25 protein-coding genes are annotated in these 18,782 nt (G+C 56.2%); 14 read left to right on the forward strand and 11 right to left on the reverse strand.

The annotated features are described in order from the left end of the window. Positions 1 to 79: 79 nt before the first annotated feature. The 4 genes from remB to dnaA form a co-directional block, all read right to left on the reverse strand. On the reverse strand, positions 80 to 340 hold the full coding sequence (remB, locus tag ACUVTU_RS08145) for an extracellular matrix regulator RemB (RefSeq protein ID WP_445889468.1): 261 nt from the start codon (positions 338 to 340) through the stop codon (positions 80 to 82). Positions 341 to 355: 15 nt separating this feature from the next. Then, positions 356 to 1,456 (reverse strand): DNA replication/repair protein RecF, encoded by a 1,101-nt coding sequence (recF, locus tag ACUVTU_RS08150; protein ID WP_445889469.1) that lies wholly within the window; start codon positions 1,454 to 1,456, stop codon positions 356 to 358. Between the two features lie 17 nt (positions 1,457 to 1,473). Further along, positions 1,474 to 2,700, reverse strand: coding sequence for a DNA polymerase III subunit beta (gene dnaN / locus ACUVTU_RS08155; RefSeq protein WP_445889470.1), 1,227 nt, complete (start codon positions 2,698 to 2,700; stop codon positions 1,474 to 1,476). Positions 2,701 to 2,811: 111 nt separating this feature from the next. After that, entirely contained in the window at positions 2,812 to 4,149 is a 1,338-nt protein-coding gene (gene dnaA, locus ACUVTU_RS08160; RefSeq protein WP_445889471.1) for a chromosomal replication initiator protein DnaA, read from the reverse strand. Between the two features lie 332 nt (positions 4,150 to 4,481). On the opposite strand from dnaA, the gene rpmH reads away from it, so the two are divergent. The 9 genes from rpmH (at position 4,482) to mnmG (ending at position 10,740) form a co-directional block, all read left to right on the forward strand. Further along, positions 4,482 to 4,616 (forward strand): 50S ribosomal protein L34, encoded by a 135-nt coding sequence (gene rpmH / locus ACUVTU_RS08165; protein WP_445889472.1) that lies wholly within the window; start codon positions 4,482 to 4,484, stop codon positions 4,614 to 4,616. An 86-nt stretch (positions 4,617 to 4,702) separates the two neighbouring features. Then, positions 4,703 to 5,035 (forward strand): ribonuclease P protein component, encoded by a 333-nt coding sequence (gene rnpA, locus ACUVTU_RS08170; protein ID WP_445889473.1) that lies wholly within the window; start codon positions 4,703 to 4,705, stop codon positions 5,033 to 5,035. Positions 5,036 to 5,093: 58 nt separating this feature from the next. Beyond that, complete coding sequence (gene yidD / locus ACUVTU_RS08175; protein ID WP_445889502.1) at positions 5,094 to 5,318, forward strand: membrane protein insertion efficiency factor YidD; 225 nt, start codon at positions 5,094 to 5,096, stop codon at positions 5,316 to 5,318. 26 nt (positions 5,319 to 5,344) lie between these two features. Beyond that, entirely contained in the window at positions 5,345 to 6,031 is a 687-nt protein-coding gene (locus ACUVTU_RS08180; RefSeq protein WP_445889474.1) for a YidC/Oxa1 family membrane protein insertase, read from the forward strand. Next, positions 6,006 to 6,626 carry an RNA-binding cell elongation regulator Jag/EloR gene (gene jag, locus ACUVTU_RS08185; RefSeq protein ID WP_445889475.1) on the forward strand — a complete coding sequence of 207 codons (621 nt, stop codon included), beginning with the start codon at positions 6,006 to 6,008 and terminating at the stop codon, positions 6,624 to 6,626. The genes ACUVTU_RS08180 and jag overlap by 26 nt, the downstream gene beginning before the upstream one ends. A 120-nt stretch (positions 6,627 to 6,746) precedes the next feature. Further along, positions 6,747 to 6,980 carry a hypothetical protein gene (locus tag ACUVTU_RS08190; RefSeq protein ID WP_445889476.1) on the forward strand — a complete coding sequence of 78 codons (234 nt, stop codon included), beginning with the start codon at positions 6,747 to 6,749 and terminating at the stop codon, positions 6,978 to 6,980. Between the two features lie 26 nt (positions 6,981 to 7,006). Further along, positions 7,007 to 7,372 (forward strand): toxin-antitoxin system HicB family antitoxin, encoded by a 366-nt coding sequence (locus ACUVTU_RS08195; RefSeq protein ID WP_445889477.1) that lies wholly within the window; start codon positions 7,007 to 7,009, stop codon positions 7,370 to 7,372. Next, positions 7,369 to 8,826, forward strand: coding sequence for a tRNA uridine-5-carboxymethylaminomethyl(34) synthesis GTPase MnmE (mnmE, locus tag ACUVTU_RS08200; RefSeq protein WP_445889478.1), 1,458 nt, complete (start codon positions 7,369 to 7,371; stop codon positions 8,824 to 8,826). Before ACUVTU_RS08195 ends, mnmE begins: the two co-directional genes overlap by 4 nt. Positions 8,827 to 8,838: 12 nt before the next feature. After that, a complete protein-coding gene (gene mnmG / locus ACUVTU_RS08205; protein WP_445889503.1) occupies positions 8,839 to 10,740 on the forward strand; it encodes a tRNA uridine-5-carboxymethylaminomethyl(34) synthesis enzyme MnmG in 1,902 nt (633 codons plus the stop codon). A gap of 58 nt (positions 10,741 to 10,798) precedes the next feature. On the opposite strand, the gene bioB is transcribed toward mnmG, so the two are convergent. The 4 genes from bioB to ACUVTU_RS08225 form a co-directional block, all read right to left on the reverse strand. Next, on the reverse strand, positions 10,799 to 11,761 hold the full coding sequence (bioB, locus tag ACUVTU_RS08210; RefSeq protein ID WP_445889479.1) for a biotin synthase BioB: 963 nt from the start codon (positions 11,759 to 11,761) through the stop codon (positions 10,799 to 10,801). Positions 11,762 to 11,863: 102 nt separating this feature from the next. Then, on the reverse strand, positions 11,864 to 12,799 hold the full coding sequence (locus ACUVTU_RS08215; protein WP_445889480.1) for an aminotransferase family protein: 936 nt from the start codon (positions 12,797 to 12,799) through the stop codon (positions 11,864 to 11,866). A gap of 54 nt (positions 12,800 to 12,853) precedes the next feature. Further along, positions 12,854 to 13,567: a dethiobiotin synthase gene (bioD, locus tag ACUVTU_RS08220; protein ID WP_445889481.1), complete on the reverse strand. Its 714-nt coding sequence runs from the start codon at positions 13,565 to 13,567 to the stop codon at positions 12,854 to 12,856. After that, positions 13,564 to 14,145 carry a biotin transporter BioY gene (locus tag ACUVTU_RS08225; protein ID WP_445889482.1) on the reverse strand — a complete coding sequence of 194 codons (582 nt, stop codon included), beginning with the start codon at positions 14,143 to 14,145 and terminating at the stop codon, positions 13,564 to 13,566. Before ACUVTU_RS08225 ends, bioD begins: the two co-directional genes overlap by 4 nt. Positions 14,146 to 14,410: 265 nt before the next feature. On the opposite strand from ACUVTU_RS08225, the gene rsmG reads away from it, so the two are divergent. The 3 genes from rsmG (at position 14,411) to mazF (ending at position 15,899) form a co-directional block, all read left to right on the forward strand. Then, positions 14,411 to 15,202, forward strand: a complete 792-nt coding sequence (rsmG, locus tag ACUVTU_RS08230; RefSeq protein ID WP_445889483.1) for a 16S rRNA (guanine(527)-N(7))-methyltransferase RsmG — start codon at positions 14,411 to 14,413, stop codon at positions 15,200 to 15,202. A gap of 122 nt (positions 15,203 to 15,324) precedes the next feature. After that, positions 15,325 to 15,558 carry an AbrB/MazE/SpoVT family DNA-binding domain-containing protein gene (locus ACUVTU_RS08235; protein ID WP_445889484.1) on the forward strand — a complete coding sequence of 78 codons (234 nt, stop codon included), beginning with the start codon at positions 15,325 to 15,327 and terminating at the stop codon, positions 15,556 to 15,558. Then, entirely contained in the window at positions 15,552 to 15,899 is a 348-nt protein-coding gene (mazF, locus tag ACUVTU_RS08240; RefSeq protein WP_445889485.1) for an endoribonuclease MazF, read from the forward strand. Before ACUVTU_RS08235 ends, mazF begins: the two co-directional genes overlap by 7 nt. 138 nt (positions 15,900 to 16,037) lie before the next feature. Here mazF and ACUVTU_RS08245 read toward each other — a convergent pair whose 3' ends face one another. Further along, on the reverse strand, positions 16,038 to 16,235 hold the full coding sequence (locus ACUVTU_RS08245) for a cold shock domain-containing protein (protein ID WP_445889486.1): 198 nt from the start codon (positions 16,233 to 16,235) through the stop codon (positions 16,038 to 16,040). 255 nt (positions 16,236 to 16,490) lie between these two features. Between ACUVTU_RS08245 and ACUVTU_RS08250 the strand changes: the two genes are divergently transcribed. Further along, complete coding sequence (locus tag ACUVTU_RS08250; RefSeq protein WP_445889487.1) at positions 16,491 to 16,781, forward strand: prevent-host-death protein; 291 nt, start codon at positions 16,491 to 16,493, stop codon at positions 16,779 to 16,781. 514 nt (positions 16,782 to 17,295) lie between these two features. Further along, positions 17,296 to 18,276, forward strand: a complete 981-nt coding sequence (locus ACUVTU_RS08255) for an Rpn family recombination-promoting nuclease/putative transposase (RefSeq protein ID WP_445889488.1) — start codon at positions 17,296 to 17,298, stop codon at positions 18,274 to 18,276. Positions 18,277 to 18,310: 34 nt separating this feature from the next. Here ACUVTU_RS08255 and ACUVTU_RS08260 read toward each other — a convergent pair whose 3' ends face one another. Together ACUVTU_RS08260 and ACUVTU_RS08265 are read right to left on the reverse strand one after the other, a co-directional pair. Then, a complete protein-coding gene (locus ACUVTU_RS08260) occupies positions 18,311 to 18,436 on the reverse strand; it encodes a hypothetical protein (RefSeq protein WP_445889489.1) in 126 nt (41 codons plus the stop codon). A gap of 32 nt (positions 18,437 to 18,468) precedes the next feature. Next, complete coding sequence (locus tag ACUVTU_RS08265; protein ID WP_445889490.1) at positions 18,469 to 18,687, reverse strand: hypothetical protein; 219 nt, start codon at positions 18,685 to 18,687, stop codon at positions 18,469 to 18,471. Positions 18,688 to 18,782: the final 95 nt, after the last annotated feature.

An 18,782-nucleotide genomic window follows, 5' to 3' on the forward strand; every position in this document is an offset into this window, starting at 1 on the left:
TTCCATAACTTCATGGCAACTATTTTGTTATGTTTTGTCAATATTTATTGGCCTGTTGGTAACTGCTACAAACCTCCCGCTATTCCTCCAAAACCAGCTTCCGGCTGCGGGCCCGCCGGAGCAGGGTGGTGCAGGAAATGGGAGATATGATCATCTTGCCGTCACTGGTGATCACAAAAGATTTTTCCCGGCCCGGTCCGGCGATGTTGATCACTTCGTAGGCGTGACCGGCCATCTGCATGAACTCCCGGGTGGAGGGCGCGGCGGTGGTTTTCATGTCCAAAATGGCTACAATGTTTTTACCGGGGATCACGGTGTCCCCGCCCAGGTGTACGAACATGCTCACAACGCTCCTCTAATCCCGAATGACACCCTTTTCCAGATAAAATACCCGGGCGGCCTGAAGGCCCGGCGGCAGAGCGGGCTGGCTGGTGCTGAGAAAGCACTGTCCGGGATAGCCGGCCAGAAAGTTCAGCACATTTTGCTGCCGCTGCCGGTCCAGCTCGGGTAGAATGTCATCCAGGAGCAAAATGGGGTAAAAACCGGTCTGACGGTAAAAAAGCTCCACGCCGGCCAGTTTGCCGGCCAGCATCAGGCTGCGGCACTGGCCGCGGGAAGCAAAATGCCGCGCCGGCCGGTCCTGCAGGAAAAAGGCGATATCGTCGCGGTGCGGCCCCACCAGGGGCTGTTTGCGCTGCCATTCTTTTTCCTGCAGCTGCTCCAGCATACAGTTATAGTTTTCCCTGATTTTTTCCAGGTTAAATGGTTCGGGCAGTTTTATGCTGCACAGATAATTGAAATAGACGCTTTCCCCCCCGCTGCTGATGGCCGCGTACTGCGCTTTAAAAAGGGGCGAAAGCTCTTTTAAAGTGCGCAGCCTGATTTCTAAAAGCCGGCTGCCGTGTTCCACCAGCTGGCTGTTCCACACCGGCAACTGGTCGCTGCGCGTCGGGGGCGGCAGGCTGCGCAAAAGGGCGCTTTTTTGTTCCAGCGCCCGCTGGTAGGAGCGCAGCAGGAGATAGTACGGCCTGCTTACCCGGCAGATGTCCCGGTCCAGCCAGCGGCGGCGCAGTTCAGGAGCTCCCGTAACCGTGTCCAGCTCCTCGGGGGTGAAGACAAAGGCCCAGCCGGGCTGAAAAAGGGGCAGGCGCCCGGTTTTTTTTCGGTTCAGAAAAAATGTGCCGCCGCCGGGGGTGAGCCGGGCGGCCACTTCTTGCTGATCGCCGTCCCGCTGAAAAAAGCCCTGCAAATAAGCCTGGCTCTGGTCTGCGGCTATCACGGGAGCAAAGCGCGCCGTGCGAAAGGAATGGCCGCAGCACAAAATATAGATGGCCTCCAGCAGATTGGTTTTACCCTGCCCGTTGGGACCGGCAATAATGTTCAGGCCGGGGCCGGGCCGCAGCTCTCCGGCAGCCAGGTTGCGAAACCCGGCCAGGTGCAGGCTGACCAGATGCATGGGTTGGCTTTACGGCACTAGCTCTGGTTTTTGGGATAGGCCGGCACCAGGATGGATAAAAAGTCCAGGCCTTCCGCCTGGTCGGCCAGCACCAGTACGGGCGAAACCGGATCTTCAAAATGCAGGGCGATATTTTCTCCCGGCACCGCTTTGAGCATGTCGCTCAGGTATTTAACATTGAAATAGGTCTGCAGGGGCGGGCCGCTGAGCTCAGCCGGCAGTTCTTCCCGAATCCAGCCGGTTTCCGATTTTATGTTCACGGTCACACTGTCCTGGTTCATGATAAAGCCCACGGCCGGGTTGGTATCCACAGCCAGCAGGGAGCAGCGCTCGGCGGCACTTAACAGAGCAGCGGTATTAAGGCGCACCACTGTAGGCTGGCGCAGCGGGATGATCTGCCTAAAGGGCGGGAATTTGCCCTTAATCAGCCGGCTGCTGATGGTGATGTCGCCCGTGGAAAAAGCCACATGGGTAGCGCTGTAGCTTAAAGAGATCTTTTCCGCACTGGCGGCAATGCGGCTGGCCTCCTGCAGGGTGCGGGCCGGCACAATGATTTCAGCCAGAGGATCGCTCTCCTCCAGCAATTCCGCCAGCCCGGCGCCGGGCGGCCCCGCATTTTCCCCCGGCGGCCCGGCCGCTGCAGCATCGCCCTCCGCCGGCTGCTTTACCGCCCCGGCTTCTTCATTTTCGCCCAGGGCCAGCCTTTTCACGGCCAGGCGAAAAGTATCGGTGGCCACCATGGTCAGGGAGTCCGGGCGGATTTCCAGCAGCACCCCGGTAAACACCGGCCGGCTGTCCTGGCTGGAAACCGCGAAGATCACCTGCCGCACAGCCTGGCGGAAACGGTCGCTGCTCAAAGTGAGGGACTGCTCCAGCACAGGCAGGCTCTGTTCGGGAAAGTCGGCTGGATGGTAGCAGTTGATATTGAATTCCGAATTGCCGTAGGTAATGCTGGCAATGTTGGTCACTTCATCCACGGTAATTTCCATCCGACCATCGGGCAGCAGGCGGGTGAAGTCGGTGATGTATTTGGCCGGGATCACTGTGGAACCTTCTTCCAGCACCTGGGCCGGCACAAGACACTGGACCGAGAAATCCAGGTCGGTGGAGCGCAGCATTAGCTGTCCGCCCCGGCAGTCGAAGTAAATGCCGGCCAGCACGGCCATGGGACTGCGAGGCGAAACACCGCGGGCGGCAATCTGCAGTCCCTGGATCAGGCTTTCTTTGGCTGTGGAGAGGCGCATGTTCATCACCCGTGTAGAATAAGTATTAGATCAATCCCCAAGATCAGCAGTATCAGTAATAGTTGCTGTGTATATGTGGATAAGTGGGCCAGCGGCTGTGGGGCGCCAGCTTTAGCTATCTTTTAGTTTGTTGATAATTTCCCGCAGGGTTTCCTCCAGAGAGGGATCCAGCTGTTTTTCCGCCGTGATTCTTTCGCAGGCGTGCAGCACGGTGGTGTGGTCGCGCCCCCCAAACAGTTCCCCTATTTTGGGGTAGGAAAGGTCGGTCAGTTCGCGGCACAGGTACATGCCAATCTGGCGGGGAAAGGCCACATTGCGCGAGCGGCGCTTGCTGCGCAGTTCTTCCGCTTTCAGGTTGAAGTGCTCGGCCACCGCCTTTAAGATCAGCTGTCCGGTAATGGGCCGCACCTTTTTCTGGGGCAGCACATCTTTAAGCACTTTTTCCGCCAGTTCCACCGTAATTTCCTTCTGGTGCAGCGAGGAATAGGCGATGATGCGGATCAGTGCCCCTTCCAGCTGGCGGATGTTGGACTGGATGCGCTCGGCGATAAAGGCCAGCACTTCACCGGGTACCTCTTTGTTTTCCAGCTGCATTTTTTTGGAAAGGATGGCGATCCTGGTTTCATAGTCGGGCGGCTGAATGTCGGTGATCAGCCCCCACTCGAAGCGCGAGCGCAGGCGGTCCTCCAGGGTGGGGATCTCATGGGGCGGCCGGTCGCTGGAGATGATGATCTGCTTGTTGGCTTCGTACAGCGTATTGAAAGTGTGGAAGAACTCCTCCTGGGTGCGCTCCTTGTTGGCCAGAAACTGGATATCGTCCACCAGCAGAATGTCCACGCTGCGGTATTTATTGCGAAACTCGGTGGTGGACTCGTCGCGGATGGAGGCGATCAGCTCATTGGTGAAAGTTTCCGAGGTGACATAGGCTACCTTGCAGCTGCTGTCCCGGGCCAGAATGTGGTGGCCGATGGCCTGCATGAGGTGGGTTTTGCCCAGCCCCACCCCTCCGTAGATAAAAAAGGGGTTGTAGGTTTTGGCCGGCGAATCGGCTATGGCCAGTGAGGCGGCATGGGCGAAACGGTTGGAGTTGCCCACCACAAAGGTATCAAAGGTATAGCGGGGATTGAGGTTGCCATGGAGCGGCTGCCTTTGCTGTTGCTCACGCTGGGAAACCTTCCTCAGCACTGCCTCTTTCTCTTCACTCAGAATGAAATTTACATTAACATCCCGGTCCAGCAGGTCGTAAACAATGCTCTTTAATATCGAAGACATGCGGTCAATGAGCCAGTCGCGGGAAAAGACATCGGGCACTTCTATGTACAGTTCCTGTCCGGTTAAAGCCAGCGGGTGCATGGCCGCGCGCCAGGTTTCCATGATCGGACTGCTGACCCGGTTCTCCAGCTCGCTCAGCACATTTTCCCAGATTTTATCCAGCTGTATGTTTTGCACGATTATTGCTGCCCCCTGCCAATTACTTAAAAAAGCCTCCGACTGACCAGTGGAGACTGCGGACATGCTTTTTGCACAAATATATACACATGTGCAAGACTACTGCTGTGGCCGGTGTGGAAAACCGGCCGGTCGCTTTATAGATCATAACAAATTTTTACCTGCATATCAACAAGATAAAAATCAACAGGCTGTTCTTAATGTGGATATCTCGGGAGCCGGCTTTTTTCTTGACTTGATGAAAAATTCCGGGGTATAATTTTGCATGATGCGCCTTTGACCGGGAAGTATCTGCAACCACCCGGGGATTTTATTTTAAGGAGGTGTGGCGTGTGAAACGGACTTTCCAGCCCAAGAACAGGCGGCGCAAACGGGTGCACGGCTTTCTCCAGAGAATGTCCACCAAAGCCGGCCGCAATGTGATTAAACGCAGAAGACTGAAAGGAAGAAAGAGACTCACCGCTTAAGGCCGCTTGCAAGAAAGTGGCCTTTCCTGTATCGCCGGCCCGCTCCATCTGGTTATAATAACCTGAAAAAAGGTGTTTTTTATTTTATGTACCGCCTGAAAAAGGACAGGGAATTTAAACGGGTTTACCGGCAGGGCCGGTCGCTGGCCGGCAGGTATGTGGTGATCTACTATCTGCCGGTGGACGGCATAGGGCGCCGTTTTGGTTTTTCCGTGAGCAAGAAAACCGGTAAAGCGGTACAGCGAAACAGGTTAAGGCGCCTTTTGCGAGAGATCTGCCGCCTGCACACGGACCACTTTGCCAGCGGGCATGATTATATCGTCATTCCCCGCCGCAGCGCTGCCGGAAAGAGCTTTGCCGAATTAAAAGAGGACATGCTCCGGCTGGCCGCCAGGATCGGCCGTGAGGGAGATCGTTGACGCAGGGTGTCCGGACTGCCGGTAGTTATGATTACTAGGAGAGGTGGCAGTGATCAGAATGCGTTTTCTTCGGCCGGTGGCTGTGCTGCTGCTGCTGATCAGGTTTTACCAGAAATATTTGTCTCCCTTAAAAGGCCCTACCTGTCGTTTTTATCCCACCTGCTCCCAGTATGCCGTTGCTGCTCTGGAAAAGTATGGTATAATTAAGGGAGGCTGCCTGGCTCTGCTCAGGTTGCTGAAATGTCATCCTTTTCATCCCGGGGGCTATGATCCGGTAAAATAGTTATGTAAGCGCGGGGAGGCGGTTTGTTGTTCCAAAAGCTGGTTGATTTTATGGCCGGTGCGCTGGACTGGCTCTATCACCTGACTCTGCAAATGGGCATTGGCAATTACGGCCTGGCCATCATTCTGTTTACCATCATCATCAAGGTAATCCTGTATCCCCTTTCCCTGAAACAGATGAAGTCCATGTTCATGATGCAGCAGCTGGCACCCCAGATCAAGGAGATCCAGGAAAAGTACAAGAATAAAGACCCGCAGAAGATGCAGCAGAAAATTATGGAACTTTACCGCGAGAACAATGTCAATCCCATGGCGGGTTGCCTGCCCATTCTGGTGCAAATGCCCATCCTGATTGCCCTGTACCGGGCACTTTTGCACTTTAATTACAAAAATGTGGCTCACGCCAAGTTTTTGTGGATTGCCAACCTGAGCCACATTGGGGATCCTTATTTCATCTTGCCGGTGCTGGCGGCAGCAACCACTTACCTGCAGTCCAGGCTGACCACCAATATGGCCGACCAGACCCAGCGCATGATGCTGTACATGATGCCGCTGTTCATCGGTTGGATTTGCACCACGGTGCCGGCCGGACTGGGGCTGTACTGGGTGATGTTCAATGTTCTGGGTATTGGCCAGCAGTACCTGGTGAACAAGCAGACGCTGGCCATGAAGGAGGCTATGGCAAAAAGTGGTGGAAGTAGAAAAGACGGCTAAAACAGTGCAGGAAGCCGTGAACCTGGCACTGGCCGAGCTTAAATCGAGCAGGGAAGATGTGGATGTAGAGGTTTTGGAGGAGCCTTCCCGCGGGATATTTGGACTAATTGGCACCCGGCCGGCCCGGGTGCGGGTGAAGGTGAGAAACACCGCCGCCAGCCGGCTGAAAAAGCTGCTGGAGGATATTCTGGCGGCCATGCAGCTTCAGGCGGAAATTTTCATCAAAGAGGAAAATGATACCCTTTCGGTAAGCATGTTTGGCCGGGATCTGGGCACACTGATCGGGCGGCGGGGCGAGACCATGGATGCCCTGCAGTATCTGCTCAACCTAGCGGTGAACAAAAACCAGGAAAAGCGCTACAAGATTTTTCTGGATATCGAGGGCTACCGCAAAAAGCGGGAGGAAACGCTGCAAAAACTGGCCCTTAAACTGGCCGAAAAGGCCCGTCAGCGCGGCCGCAATGTGGTGCTGGAGCCCATGAGCTCCCTGGAGCGGCGCATCATTCACACCGCCCTGCAGGGGATCAGCGATATTGCTACCTACAGCGAGGGCGAGGAACCCTACCGCAAGATCATCATTGCGCCGAAAAAGTGATTATGAGTTGTTAGTAGTTGTGCAAATAATACCCCCGGTTTGTACCGGGGGTTTATAGTTTTAAAATTATTTACACTATATATGATATTACATATAATGTCATACAGAGGTGCATAGCCTTTGAGCAAAAAAGAGAAACTGGTTCAAAAAATAAAAAATGCTAAGGAAGCAAATTTTGAAGATATACATCTATTACTTACCCATCTGGGATTTAACTGGCGTTGTAGGGGCACTAGTCATTATACATATATCAAGGCTCCCTATGTGATCGTAATAGCTCGACGCAGTGGTAAACCGGTAAAAAAGGTATATTTGGAAAATGTAAGGGATTTGTTAGAGAAAATGGGGTTATAGTAATTGCTGGTGAGGTGATTTAGGTTATGGCTAAAGATTTAGCATATTACCGGCAACTGAATTATCCTTTTCAGGTGCGGCCCGATGTAGATGATGGTGGGTTTATTGTTGAATTTCCCGATTTACGCTATTGTGTGGGCACAGGAGATACTATTGATGAAGCCATTGCCGATGCCATGACGGCCAAGGAAGAATGGATCAAAGCCGCCCTGGAGGCTAACATTCCGGTGCCTGAACCAGGGCAACAGGAAGAGTATAATGGCCGCATTACTTTACGTATTCCTAAAAGCCTGCACAAGATGGTTGTGGAAGCAGCAAAGAGGGAAGGCGTGAGTGCCAACCAGTTTTTATCGCACTTAATTAGTATGGGTATGGGAAGGAAATATTTATGAACAGATTTATACTGGACAGCGATACCATTGCTGCTATAGCTACTGCTCCGGGAGAGGGGGCCATTGGCATTGTGCGCCTGTCCGGGCCCCAGGCGGTGGAAATTGCCCGCCGCCTTTTTCGCCCGGGCAAAGAGATGGCGTGGTCGCCCCAATCTCACCGCCTGTACTACGGCCACATAGTGGATCCGGCCGATGGACGGGTAGTGGACGAGGTGCTGGTGGCCGTGATGCTGGCTCCCCGCACCTATACCCGGGAGGATGTGGTGGAAATTAACTGCCACGGCGGGATCACGCCCCTGCGGCAGGTGCTGCAGCTGGTACTGGCGGCTGGTGCCCGCCTGGCCGGGCCGGGCGAGTTCACCAAACGGGCCTTTTTAAACGGGCGCATCGACCTGGCCCAGGCTGAAGCGGTGATCGATATCATCCGGGCCCGCACCGGGGCGGCGCTGCGCCTGGCCGTGCAGCAGCTGGGGGGCGGCCTTTCCCGGCGCATTGAGGGAATGCAGCAAAATCTTTTGGGCCTGCTGGCCGCCGTGGAGGCGGTGATCGACTTTCCCGAAGACGACCTGCCCGCACTGGAACTGGACCATCTGGCCCGGCAGGCGGAGGAGCTGGCCGGGGAAATTGACCAGTTGATCCGCTCGGCCTTTGCCGGCCGGGTGTACCGGGAAGGCCTGCGCACAGTGCTTGCCGGACGGCCCAATGTGGGCAAGTCCTCCCTTTTGAATGCTTTGCTCAAAGAAAGCCGGGCCATTGTCACCGATATTCCCGGCACCACCCGGGACATTATCGAAGAATATATAAACATTGAGGGTGTGCCCCTGCGCCTTCTGGATACCGCCGGTTTGCGGGAAACCGCCGACCCGGTGGAGAAAATCGGCGTGGAGCGCACCAAAGAGGCCCTGGAGCAGGCCGATCTGGTGCTGCTGCTGGTGGAGGCCGGGCGGGCGCTGGAGCCGGCGGAAAAAGAGCTGCTGGCGGAGCTGGACCCGCAGCGGACCATCTTGGTGGTGAACAAGGTGGACTTGGTGGAGGAAGCGGACGGACAGGCTGCTGTCTTTAGTGGAGGGCGGCGGGAAGAAGCAGCGGGCCGGGCGCCGCTGCGGCTGGTGGCTGACACTGCCGACCAGTGGCCCGGCCGGGTGGTATATATTTCCGCTCTTCACGAGCAGGGTTTGGAGGAGCTGAAGAAGGCCATAGTGGAGCTGGTGCATGCCGGAGAGCTGGCTGCGCCGGGCGAGGCCGTGCTGGTGAACCTGCGCCACGAAGAAGCCTTGAAGCGGGCTTATCAGCATTTAATGGAGGTGCCGGCGGCGGTTAGCCGGGGGGTACCCCTGGAGCTTTTGTCCATTGATCTGCGCCAGGCCTGGGAGGCGCTGGGCGAGATCACGGGCACGGCGGTGGCCGGGGATATTGTGGAGCGCATCTTCAGCGATTTTTGTATTGGGAAGTGAGAGGTGAAACATTTGCAATACATAGCCGGAGAATACGATGTGATTGTGGTGGGGGCCGGGCATGCGGGCTGCGAGGCGGCGCTGGCGGCGGCCCGCCTGGGCTGCCGCACGGCGGTGCTCACGCTGAATCTGGACAACATCGCTCTGATGCCCTGTAACCCGGCCGTGGGCGGGCCGGCCAAGGGCCATCTGGTGCATGAGGTGGACGCCCTGGGCGGTGAGATTGGCCTGAATACCGACCGCACGGCCATCCAGATGCGCCTTTTAAACACCAAAAAAGGCCCGGCGGTGCAGGCATTGCGGGCCCAGGCCGACAAAAAGCGCTACCAGTTTTCCATGAAGTGGGTGCTGGAAAACCAGCCCAACCTGGATGTTAAACAGGTGCTGGTGGAAAGGCTGCTGGTGGAGAACGGCCGGGTGCGGGGGGTGGTGGGCAGCACGGGAGCCACCTTTTACGCCCGGGCGGTGGTGCTGACCACGGGCACTTACCTGAAAGGGCGCATCATTATTGGTGACCTGGCCTTCACCGGCGGCCCCCAGGGCCAGCAGGCGGCCCTGGGCCTCTCTGACAGTCTGGCTGAACTGGGGCTTAAGCTTATGCGTTTTAAAACCGGTACCCCGGCCCGGGTGGACCGGCGCAGTATTGATTTTAGCAAGATGACCGTGCAGCCGGGGGATGAAGTGCTGCGCAACTTTTCCTTCATCTCGCCGGTGCGGGAGCGGCAGCAGGTGCCCTGCTGGCTGACCTACACCACCCCTGAAACTCACAAAATTATCCGGGAAAACCTGCACCGCTCGCCCCTCTTCAGCGGCTTTATCCAGGGTACCGGGCCGCGCTACTGCCCTTCCATTGAGGACAAAGTGGTACGCTTTGCCCAAAAAGAGGAGCACCAGGTGTTCATTGAGCCCGAGGGGCTTAAGACCAACGAAATGTACGTGCAGGGCATGAGCACCAGCCTGCCCGAGGACGTGCAGCTGGCCATGCTGCGCACCATCCCCGGCCTGGAAAGGGTACAGGTGATGCGGCCGGGCTATGCCATTGAGTATGATGCCGTGGATCCCACCCAGCTCAAGCTGACCCTGGAGTGCAAAGACATTGCCGGACTGTTTACCGCCGGGCAGATCAACGGCACTTCGGGTTATGAAGAAGCGGCCGCCCAAGGCATTATAGCCGGCATCAACGCTGCCCACTATGTGCTGGAAAGAGAGCCCTTCATCTTAACCCGGGACGAAGCCTACATCGGCGTACTGATTGATGATCTGGTAACCAAGGGCACCAGCGAGCCCTACCGCCTGATGACCGCCCGGGCCGAGTACCGGCTGCTGCTGCGTCAGGGCAATGCCGACCTGCGCCTGACCGAAAAGGGTTACCAGATTGGCCTGGTCACGCCGCCGCGCTATGAGCGCATGCTGCAAAAACAGCGCTTTATTGAAGAAGAAAAAGAGCGGCTCAGCAAGACTATATTACCGGTGACCGAACAGGTGCAGGCCGTGCTGCAAAAGAAAGGATCTACGCCCCTCACCCGGCCCCTGCCGGCCATCAATGTACTGCGCCGGCCCGAGATAGGCTATGCCGACCTGGTGGACATGGGTGCCGGGCGGCCGGCTGAGGAATCCGGGGAAATGGACAGTGTGGACGCCTTTGTGGAGGAACTGGAAACCCAGATTAAATACGAGGGGTATATCAAAAAGCAGCTGCAGCAGATTGAACGCTTTCAGCGGCTGGAGGAAAAGCTCATTCCGGCCGACATCGATTACGAACAGGTGCCCGGTTTAAAAACCGAATGCCGGCAAAAGCTGCAGCGCATCCGCCCGGCCTCGCTGGGCCAGGCCTCGCGCATATCGGGCGTTAGCCCGGCCGACATCGCCGTGCTGCTGGTCTATCTGGAGCAGCATTACCGGCGCAAAGGATAATCTGACTGCCTGGCTGTGGTGGGTTAAGTTATCTTCAGATAAAACGCCGGGTGGAAATTTAGCCAAGGTTCAGATCCTGCAGCATCTGCCGGTCGGCCGCCACGTCCTCGCCCGGTGTGGTCAGGTAGTGGCCAACCATCAGGCCGTTGGCCCCGGCCAAGATAGCCAGGGGTACCAGGCGGCGCAGTCCAGTGCGGCGGCCGCCGCACAGGCGCAGCACGGCCCGGGGCAGCATGAGCCGCCACACGGCCACCAGCCGCACCAGTTCGGCCGGCGGTGGGGGTTGGTGACCGGCCAGGGGTGTGCCGGGGATGGGGGTGAGAAAGTTGAGGGGCACCGAGGTTATACCCAGCTGGCGCAGTTCGGCAGCCAGTTCCAGGCGCTGGCGGGGGCTTTCCCCCAGGCCGATGATGCCCCCGGCGCACACCTTAAGCCCGGCCTGCCGGGCGGCGTGGATAGTGGCCACCCTTTGCTCCCAGCTGTGGGTGGTACAGATGCGGCTGTAAAAGGCGCGGCAGGTTTCCAGGTTGTGGTGGTACATGGAAAGGCCGGCCTCTCGCAGCGCCTTCGCCTGACGGTAATCAATAATGCCCAGCGAAGCGCAGACGGCAAGGTTTGTATGGCTGCGGATCAGCTCAATGGCACGCAGCACCTGATCCAGGTCGCTCGGGCCGATTCCCCGCCCGCTGGTGACAATGGAAAAGCGGGTCGCTCCGTCCTGGGCGGCCTGCTGTGCTTTTTGGAGTATTTCCTGCGGCGTAAGTAGCGGGTAAACTGGAGCGCCGGTCTGGTAGCGGGCCGACTGGGCGCAAAAGGCGCAGTCCTCGCTGCAGCTGCCGGAACGGGCGCTTACTATGGCGCACAGCTCTACCCGGCCGGCCTCATGAAAATGCTCTGTAACACGGGCCGCGGCGGCGATCAGCTGCGGCAGTTTGATTTCCGGGCTGGTGTACAAATGCAGGGCCTGCTCCAGGGACAAGTCCTGGCCCTGAATTGTATCCCCGGTAAGTTCGTGGAGCATAAGTATACTTCCGCCTTTCTCTTGTTCTGTTTAAGGTTTGATGCTGTGTGTCCGAGGTGTTGTCAATATACTGCCGTCCCGGATTTGGCAAAACAGGTCATGTCATGCACCGGTGACTTGGGCAATACTTTCGTAGGTGATTGTAAGCATCTGCCGCAGCTCATCAATGCTCATGGTCAGCACGGGCATGAGCACAAGCACATGACCCAGGGGGCGCAGGATCAGCCCCTTTTGCCGGGCAGCCAGGATGACACGGTGGCCTATTTGCGCTTCGGGCGGGTAGGGCTCTTTGCTGGTACGATCCAGTACCAGCTCAATGCCCACCATCAGTCCGGCGGCGCCCTGCACCAGCGGTTCCATAATCATGGCGGCCAGTTCGTGCTGGTGTTGTTGGATAATCTTTTCTAGCTCCTGCAGGCATTCCCTGCGGCAGTTGCTTTGTTCCTGCTGCCAGGGGCAGCGATAACAGTAAGGTGCCGGGGCGGTGATGGTTTCAAAAAGCAAAGGGGCAAAAATGCGGTGAAAAGTGTCAATGCCGCCCACACTGACCGCGCCGATGGTGTCGCCGTGATAGGCCAGCTGGAGACAGAGAAACTTTTTCTTGTGCCGGTATGGTTCATTGCCCTGCTGTTGCCAGTACTGGTAGGCCATTTTAATGGCTATTTCCACGGCGGTGGCGCCGCTGTCCGAATAAAATACCTTGCTTAGACCGGCGGGCGCCATTTGCACCAGCCTTTGGGCCAGCAGTATGGCCGGGACATTGGATAGACCCAGCAGGGTGCTGTGGGCCACTTTTTCCAGTTGGCGGATTATGGCCCGGTTTATCCGGGGGTGGCAGTGGCCGTGCACAGTTACCCAGAGGGAAGAAACACCGTCCAGATATTTGTTGCCGTAGACGTCGTACAGGTAACTCCCCTCTCCCCTTTCGATGATCAGGGGCTTTTCCTGCTGGTATTGCTGCATCTGGGTAAAGGGGTGCCAGATGTATTCTTGATCCCATTTTTCCAGGACGGCGGGATCAATGGTAGCGGTTGGCATAGCCGTTTACTCTCCCTTCAACTTCTGGCCAGGCTGGGCCTGGCAGGTATAGCGTTAACCAATCAAGGCTCGCCAGTTCAGGTATTGCCTTACGGCGTGCACCAGCCCGGCGCAGTGTCCTTTTTCTACATCCAGCCCGGCCAGCCGGGGCAGAGCGCCCAGCAGAGGCAAGCCGGTCAGGCGGGGGAGGATTTTTAGATTATCTTGCTCCACCGGGCCGGCCTCGCCCGGCAGGCCATTAACCACCAGCCCGGCTAGTGACAGACCGTGCTGCCGGGCATAGGCAACCGTGAGCAGGGTATGGTTAATGGTGCCCAATCCGGGGCGGCAGACCACCAGCAGGGGGTAACCCAGATCGCGGGCCAGATCCACCATGAGATAGTTTTCCGTAATGGGTACGGCCAGCCCGCCCGCTCCTTCCACTAAAGCAAACTCGCTGGTGCGGGCTTTTGCTGCGCACCAGGCCAGCAGGGTTTCTCTGTCCAGATTAATTCCACTTAAGGCGGCAGCCAGATGGGGGGAACAGGGCGGCTTTAGGCAGTAACAGCATAAATTTGCCGCGGTTTCTGCCGGCCAACCGGCTGCGCGGCAGTAAAAGGCGGCATCGGGTGGCAGCAGGCGGCCATTTTTGCGCACTGCGCCGCTTTGTACCGGTTTTAAGGCCACAGCCTGCACACCGGCCTGGAGTAACACGGCCAGCAGGCCGGCGGTGACGGCGGTTTTTCCCACTCCCGTGTCGGTGGCCGTGATGAAAAGGCCTTTTTTCATGCCTCCTTACCTCCTGCCGGAGTAACCGTGCTCACAAACTGCCCCAGGCGTGCCCTGACTTTTTCTGCCAGCAAAGCAGCCACCAGGCAGAGGGCTATGTCCCCCGGCAGGCAGAGCAGGGCCCCGAACCAGATGGCTGTAGCCAGGGGGAAGTGCAGGTGCAAAAGATAATTTTTGATCAGATAAAGATGGGCCACGCCCAGTCCATAGACCACGGCCAGGCCAACCAGGTTGTACAGGAACAGTCGGGCCGGTGGGGCGCCGGGGTCTTTTTCCGCCAGCCGGCCGTTCAGCCAGGCGGCGCCGGCAAAGCCCACCAGGTAGCCAAAGGTGGGCTGCAGCACATAGGCCGGTCCGCCGCCGTAGGCGAAAACCGGCGCCCCGGCCAGCCCCACACTTATGTACACCAGTTGACTGAGCAGGCCCAGCCGGGCTCCTAAAAGCAAGCCGGCAAAAATGACAAAGAGCCACTGCAAGGTGAAAGGGACGTGGGGCACGGGCACTTTAATGAATGCCCCCACTGCGGTCAGAGCGGCAAAGAGAGCGGCCAGCACCATGTCGCGGGTGGACAAGCGCATAATGTAAACCTCCTATAAATGGTAAGTTAACATATATCATATAAAAAACTGGCATAATGTCAACAGTAGAAAATTATCAGGTTTACATTATTTCTAAGCAGATCAGCAGGTCAGTAGATTTTGCTTTATCTTTTAACAAAAAATGGCTATAATCTTAACTACCAGAAATGATCATAGAAACTACCTTTTAAAAACCATCTCCCTGGAGGTGGGACGAAGCTGCCGGGTTTTTTTCGGGGCAGTTTCACAAAGGAGGTTTGTATAATTGGCAGAATATTCCCGGGCCGGCGAGGCCGGTGCGGTAGGCGAACCCTTACAACAGTGTGCTGCCTGGCTGGGCCTTAAGTTTACGCCCGGGCAGCTGGAAAGGTTTGCTCTGTACCACGAGATTTTACGCCGGGAAAACGAGAAATATAATCTCACTGCTATTACCGCGCCCGCCGAAGTGGCCATCAAACACTTTGTGGATTCACTGGCGCTGCTTAAATTCTGGCCCGGCCGTTTTACCCCTTCCCCTGCCGGCTCGCTGCCGGAGAACACAGCGCTGCCCTTTACTGTTTCCCTGCTGGACATTGGCAGCGGGGCCGGCTTTCCCGGCCTGCCGCTCAAAATTGTGCTGCCCGGGCTGCATGTGCACCTGAACGATTCGGTACAGAAAAAGGTAAAATTTTTACAACTGGCCGGGCGCGAGCTGGGTCTGCCCTGCCCTGTGCTGCCCGGCCGGGCCGAGGAGCTGGGACGCGATGAGCGCTGGCGGGACAGGTTTCAGCTGGTGGTCAGCCGGGCCGTGGCCGCTTTAAATGTGCTGGCCGAATACTGCCTGCCCCTGGTGCGGCCGGGCGGCTTTTTCATTGCCTGGAAAGGCGCCGGAGTGGATGAAGAAGTGGCCGCGGCCGGCAGTGCTCTGACTTTGTTAAATGGCCGCCTGGCGGCGGTGCACAAGTTCAAACTCCCCCTGCTGGGAGACGAGCGCGCCCTGGTGGTGGTGCAAAAGACCGCTCCCACACCGGCCGCCTATCCCCGCCGGGTGGGCCTGCCGGCCAAAAAGCCGCTGTAAAATATATTTACATTTTATGTGCAAAGGTATATACTGTGTATATACAATAGTGGCATTTGGTGGTTAGCCGGGGTAGTCCGCGTTGAACGGGTTGGCCGAATTATACAAAGGAGTGCAAGGCTATGCAGTCCCGGATTGTAAAATGGGGAAATAGTTTGGGCTTGCGTATACCTATATCGGTAGCCAGAAAAGTGGGCCTTTTGGAAGGATGCCCGGTGGAGTTTCAGATTGCCGAGGATGCTCTGATTATTCGCCGCAGTTATCAAAGCCTGGAAGAAATGCTGGCCCGGGTAACTCCTGATAATTTGCCTGGTGAGATGGACACTGGTGAGCCGGTGGGCAGGGAAATATGGTAGCAGGGGATCATTATGTTCCCGGGCGGGGCGATCTTGTCTGGCTGCAGTTTAATCCCCGGGCAGGGCATGAGCAGGCGGGGGAAAGGCCTGCACTGGTTATTTCTCCCCTTTCTTACAACCACAGGGTAGGTTTGGCCCTGATGTGTCCTGTTACATATAAAGTGAAAGGTTATCCCTTTGAGGTTTTGCTGCCCGCAGATCTGCCGGTTTCCGGAGTGGTACTGGCCGATCAGGTTAAAAGCCTGGACTGGCGGGCCCGGGGGGCCAGATTTATCTGTCGGGTGCCGGAAAAGGTGATGAGAGAGGTCATAGAAAAGCTGCAGCTGCTTATTTTCTTGTAAAACATCTCTGGCCTGCCGGCCAAAAAGCCGCTGTGATGTAGAAAAAAACAATCCCCGGAGGGTAAACCCCGGGGATTGTGCTTGTCCTGGGTGGTTAATACCAGCGCAACCGGAAAAACCACACTTTGCGGAAAACTGTTAGAGCACGCGCACATTGGCCGCCTGCGGGCCGCGGTTGCCGCTGACCACGTCAAACTGCACCGCTTGCCCTTCTTCCAGAGTCTTGAAGCCGTCGCCCTGGATGGCCGAGAAGTGCACGAAAACGTCGTGACCATCATTGCTCTCAATGAAACCGTAACCCTTTTCCGCGCTGAACCATTTTACTTTTCCCTGCATGTTTAATGCCCCCCGTTAATTTTTTTGATTAAAAAGCGGATCACCTAACAGTATACCTTTAAACCGGACCTGCTAATCAGGGGGCGCAAGATATCGTGGTATTTCCTTCTTTTTAATACTTATCCAAGTATAGCACACCTGGCCGAAAAAGCAAGGGCAAAAGCAAAATAATTATGATATTGTGATCAAAAGAGAGCTCTGGTAGTATTATAAATACAGAATATGATAATAATATTACTATCAGGAGGTGGCAACATGTATATCAAGCCATCGGCCAGTATTCGGCAAAATTATAATGAAATAGCCCATCTGTGCAAATCCACCGGTGAACCGGTATATCTGACCAAAAATGGTGAGGGCGACCTGGTGGTCATGGATATAGCAGCCTTTGTGCGCCGGGAAAAGATGCTGCAGCTGCGGGAAGAACTGCTGGCGGTGGAAGAAGAACGTCTGGCGGGGCGCCAGGGGGTTACTCTGGGGCAACTGAGTGATTATCTGGAACAAATTATTACAGAGGCAGGAAAGGAAGAAGATGGGCAAATATGAGGTTATTGTCTCGGAGCGCGCCCGCCGCATGCTGGCAGGCCATTTACAATTTCTGGACCGGAAAAGCCCTGCTGCCGCCCGTATATTAAAAGAACAATTGATGGAAACCATGCAGTCCTTGAGGATAATGCCGGAATGTTATCCCTTTCTGGAAGCGAAATATATTCCTCCTAATAAATACCATAAAATGGTGGTGTAAAAAAGATATCTGGTTTTGTATCAGATTAAGGACCGGGTGGTATGGGAGCGTTAATTGCTGCCCAACTACTTTTTGCTCATTTGGCTGCACGTGGTAGAGCAAACTATACTGGATATACCAACAAATTGCCTGCAAAAGCTAACCGCCTCTTGCTGCTTCCCCTTTCGCACCGCCAGTAGTATAATTAAAATCACAAAAGTGCCCAACCACATCCCACCAGTGCCTGTACCAAACCAGACACGTCCATACCTGGCCTGCTCTGCGCCAGGCGTGAGTGCTACTAATGGCCCGGGCCAGAGCAAGGAGTGCCGCTCCATGACCCAGCCCGTCCACCAGCCCCACGACAAGGGTTACAAGTTTTTGCTCAAAAACAAGGAAACCTTCCTGCAGCTGTTGCGCAGCTTTGTACCCGCCCCCTGGGTGCACAATATAGACCCCCAGAGCCTGGTGCTGGTGGATAAAAGCTACATCACCCAGGAGTTTGCCGACAAAGAGGCCGATATTGTCTACCGACTGAAAAGTGCGCATGGCGACGTTATCTTCTACGTCCTGCTGGAGCTCCAGTCCACGGTGGATTACTTGATGCCCTTTCGCCTGCTTTTGTACATGGTGGAGATCTGGCGGGAGATATATAACAACACGCCGCCAAAGGTACGGGAGAGCAAACGCTTTCGCCTGCCGGCCATCATCCCCCTGGTGCTGTACAACGGTAAGCCCCGCTGGACAGCGGCCACATCCTTTCAGGACATCCTGGCCGCCGGCGAGCAGTTTGCCGGGTATGTGCTCAACTTCCACTATGATCTGATCAGTGTACACCACTACAATGACCGGGAGCTAATGAATACGGCCAACCTGCTGGCCGCCGTGTTCTTGCTGGACAAAAGCCGGGACATAAAACAGGTCTTTAAAACCCTGCGCCGCCTGAGGCGTGTACTCAGCCAGATGACGCCTGAAGATTTCCAGCGGTTTAAAACCTTTTGCCTGAAAATATTTGCCCCGCAGTTGCCACCGGAAAAACAACAGGAGATAGCCAGAGCCATAGAGAAATTTGGCCCCGAGGAGAGTGAGCGCATGGTCACCAACATTGAAAGGATTGTAGAAGAAACCTTTCGCAAAGCCCGGCAGGAGAGCCTGTCTGAGGGCATAGCCCAGGGAATGGCTCAGGGTGAGCTAAAAAAAGCACAGGAAAGCGCCCTGGCTGCTCTGCGGGAGGGGTTGGACCCGCATCTGGTGAGCAAAATTACCGGCCTGTCCTTGGAAAAAGTGCTGGAGCTGCAAAAGCAAGTCCTCCACTAGCGCCCCGCCCCTGGCGGGGCTTTTATATTCCAGGTTACACCTGCACCACGTAAGCGTCAAATAGCAATATTACAGAGCGGTGGCTGCTCTTTTCCCCGTCCCTGGCCAGGTCGCCGGGCACCAGCACGATGCGGGCCGGGCTGGCTTTAATGGCTTCCACTGCCGCCCGGGTCAGGGCGTGGCTCTGGGCAATCAGCTTGCAATATAATTGCTAAAGGCTTTGCCCGGCCGCACCAGCAAATCCGGATCGAAGAAGTGGGGATCGAAAAAAATGGCCAGATAAAGGCTGCTGTTTCGGACATTCTGGTTGACCCTGGCCAGGAGCCTGTGGAGCGGCCGCAAACCGCCAGCAGACAGCAGAAGGGACAGGCAGCAAAATTCGGAAAGGCGCGAATAATCCGGGGTGGGCATGGTTTCTCCCCATCCTGTGGTAAAGACTTGAGCAGTCCCGGGTGTTTCTACCAGAAAAAAGCTCATTCCTGGTGTATTTTGGTACTTTTGGTCAT

This window comes from Desulfurispora sp. (genome assembly GCF_052744395.1).

Bases quoted from the DNA above. Each gene is read 5' to 3' on its own strand.
- mazF (WP_445889485.1), top strand. From the start codon at position 15,552: ATGGTAGCAGGGGATCATTATGTTCCCGGGCGGGGCGATCTTGTCTGG.
- ACUVTU_RS08245 (WP_445889486.1), bottom strand. From the start codon at position 16,235: ATGCAGGGAAAAGTAAAATGGTTCAGCGCGGAAAAGGGTTACGGTTTC.
- bioD (WP_445889481.1), bottom strand. From the start codon at position 13,567: ATGAAAAAAGGCCTTTTCATCACGGCCACCGACACGGGAGTGGGAAAA.
- recF (WP_445889469.1), bottom strand. From the start codon at position 1,456: ATGCATCTGGTCAGCCTGCACCTGGCCGGGTTTCGCAACCTGGCTGCC.
- remB (WP_445889468.1), bottom strand. From the start codon at position 340: ATGTTCGTACACCTGGGCGGGGACACCGTGATCCCCGGTAAAAACATT.
- ACUVTU_RS08255 (WP_445889488.1), top strand. From the start codon at position 17,296: ATGACCCAGCCCGTCCACCAGCCCCACGACAAGGGTTACAAGTTTTTG.
- rnpA (WP_445889473.1), top strand. From the start codon at position 4,703: ATGTACCGCCTGAAAAAGGACAGGGAATTTAAACGGGTTTACCGGCAG.
- yidD (WP_445889502.1), top strand. From the start codon at position 5,094: ATGCGTTTTCTTCGGCCGGTGGCTGTGCTGCTGCTGCTGATCAGGTTT.
- ACUVTU_RS08250 (WP_445889487.1), top strand. From the start codon at position 16,491: ATGTATATCAAGCCATCGGCCAGTATTCGGCAAAATTATAATGAAATA.
- dnaN (WP_445889470.1), bottom strand. From the start codon at position 2,700: ATGCGCCTCTCCACAGCCAAAGAAAGCCTGATCCAGGGACTGCAGATT.
- bioB (WP_445889479.1), bottom strand. From the start codon at position 11,761: ATGCTCCACGAACTTACCGGGGATACAATTCAGGGCCAGGACTTGTCC.
- ACUVTU_RS08235 (WP_445889484.1), top strand. From the start codon at position 15,325: ATGCAGTCCCGGATTGTAAAATGGGGAAATAGTTTGGGCTTGCGTATA.
- ACUVTU_RS08265 (WP_445889490.1), bottom strand. From the start codon at position 18,687: ATGCCCACCCCGGATTATTCGCGCCTTTCCGAATTTTGCTGCCTGTCC.
- mnmE (WP_445889478.1), top strand. From the start codon at position 7,369: ATGAACAGATTTATACTGGACAGCGATACCATTGCTGCTATAGCTACT.
- ACUVTU_RS08195 (WP_445889477.1), top strand. From the start codon at position 7,007: ATGGCTAAAGATTTAGCATATTACCGGCAACTGAATTATCCTTTTCAG.
- ACUVTU_RS08225 (WP_445889482.1), bottom strand. From the start codon at position 14,145: ATGCGCTTGTCCACCCGCGACATGGTGCTGGCCGCTCTCTTTGCCGCT.
- ACUVTU_RS08215 (WP_445889480.1), bottom strand. From the start codon at position 12,799: ATGCCAACCGCTACCATTGATCCCGCCGTCCTGGAAAAATGGGATCAA.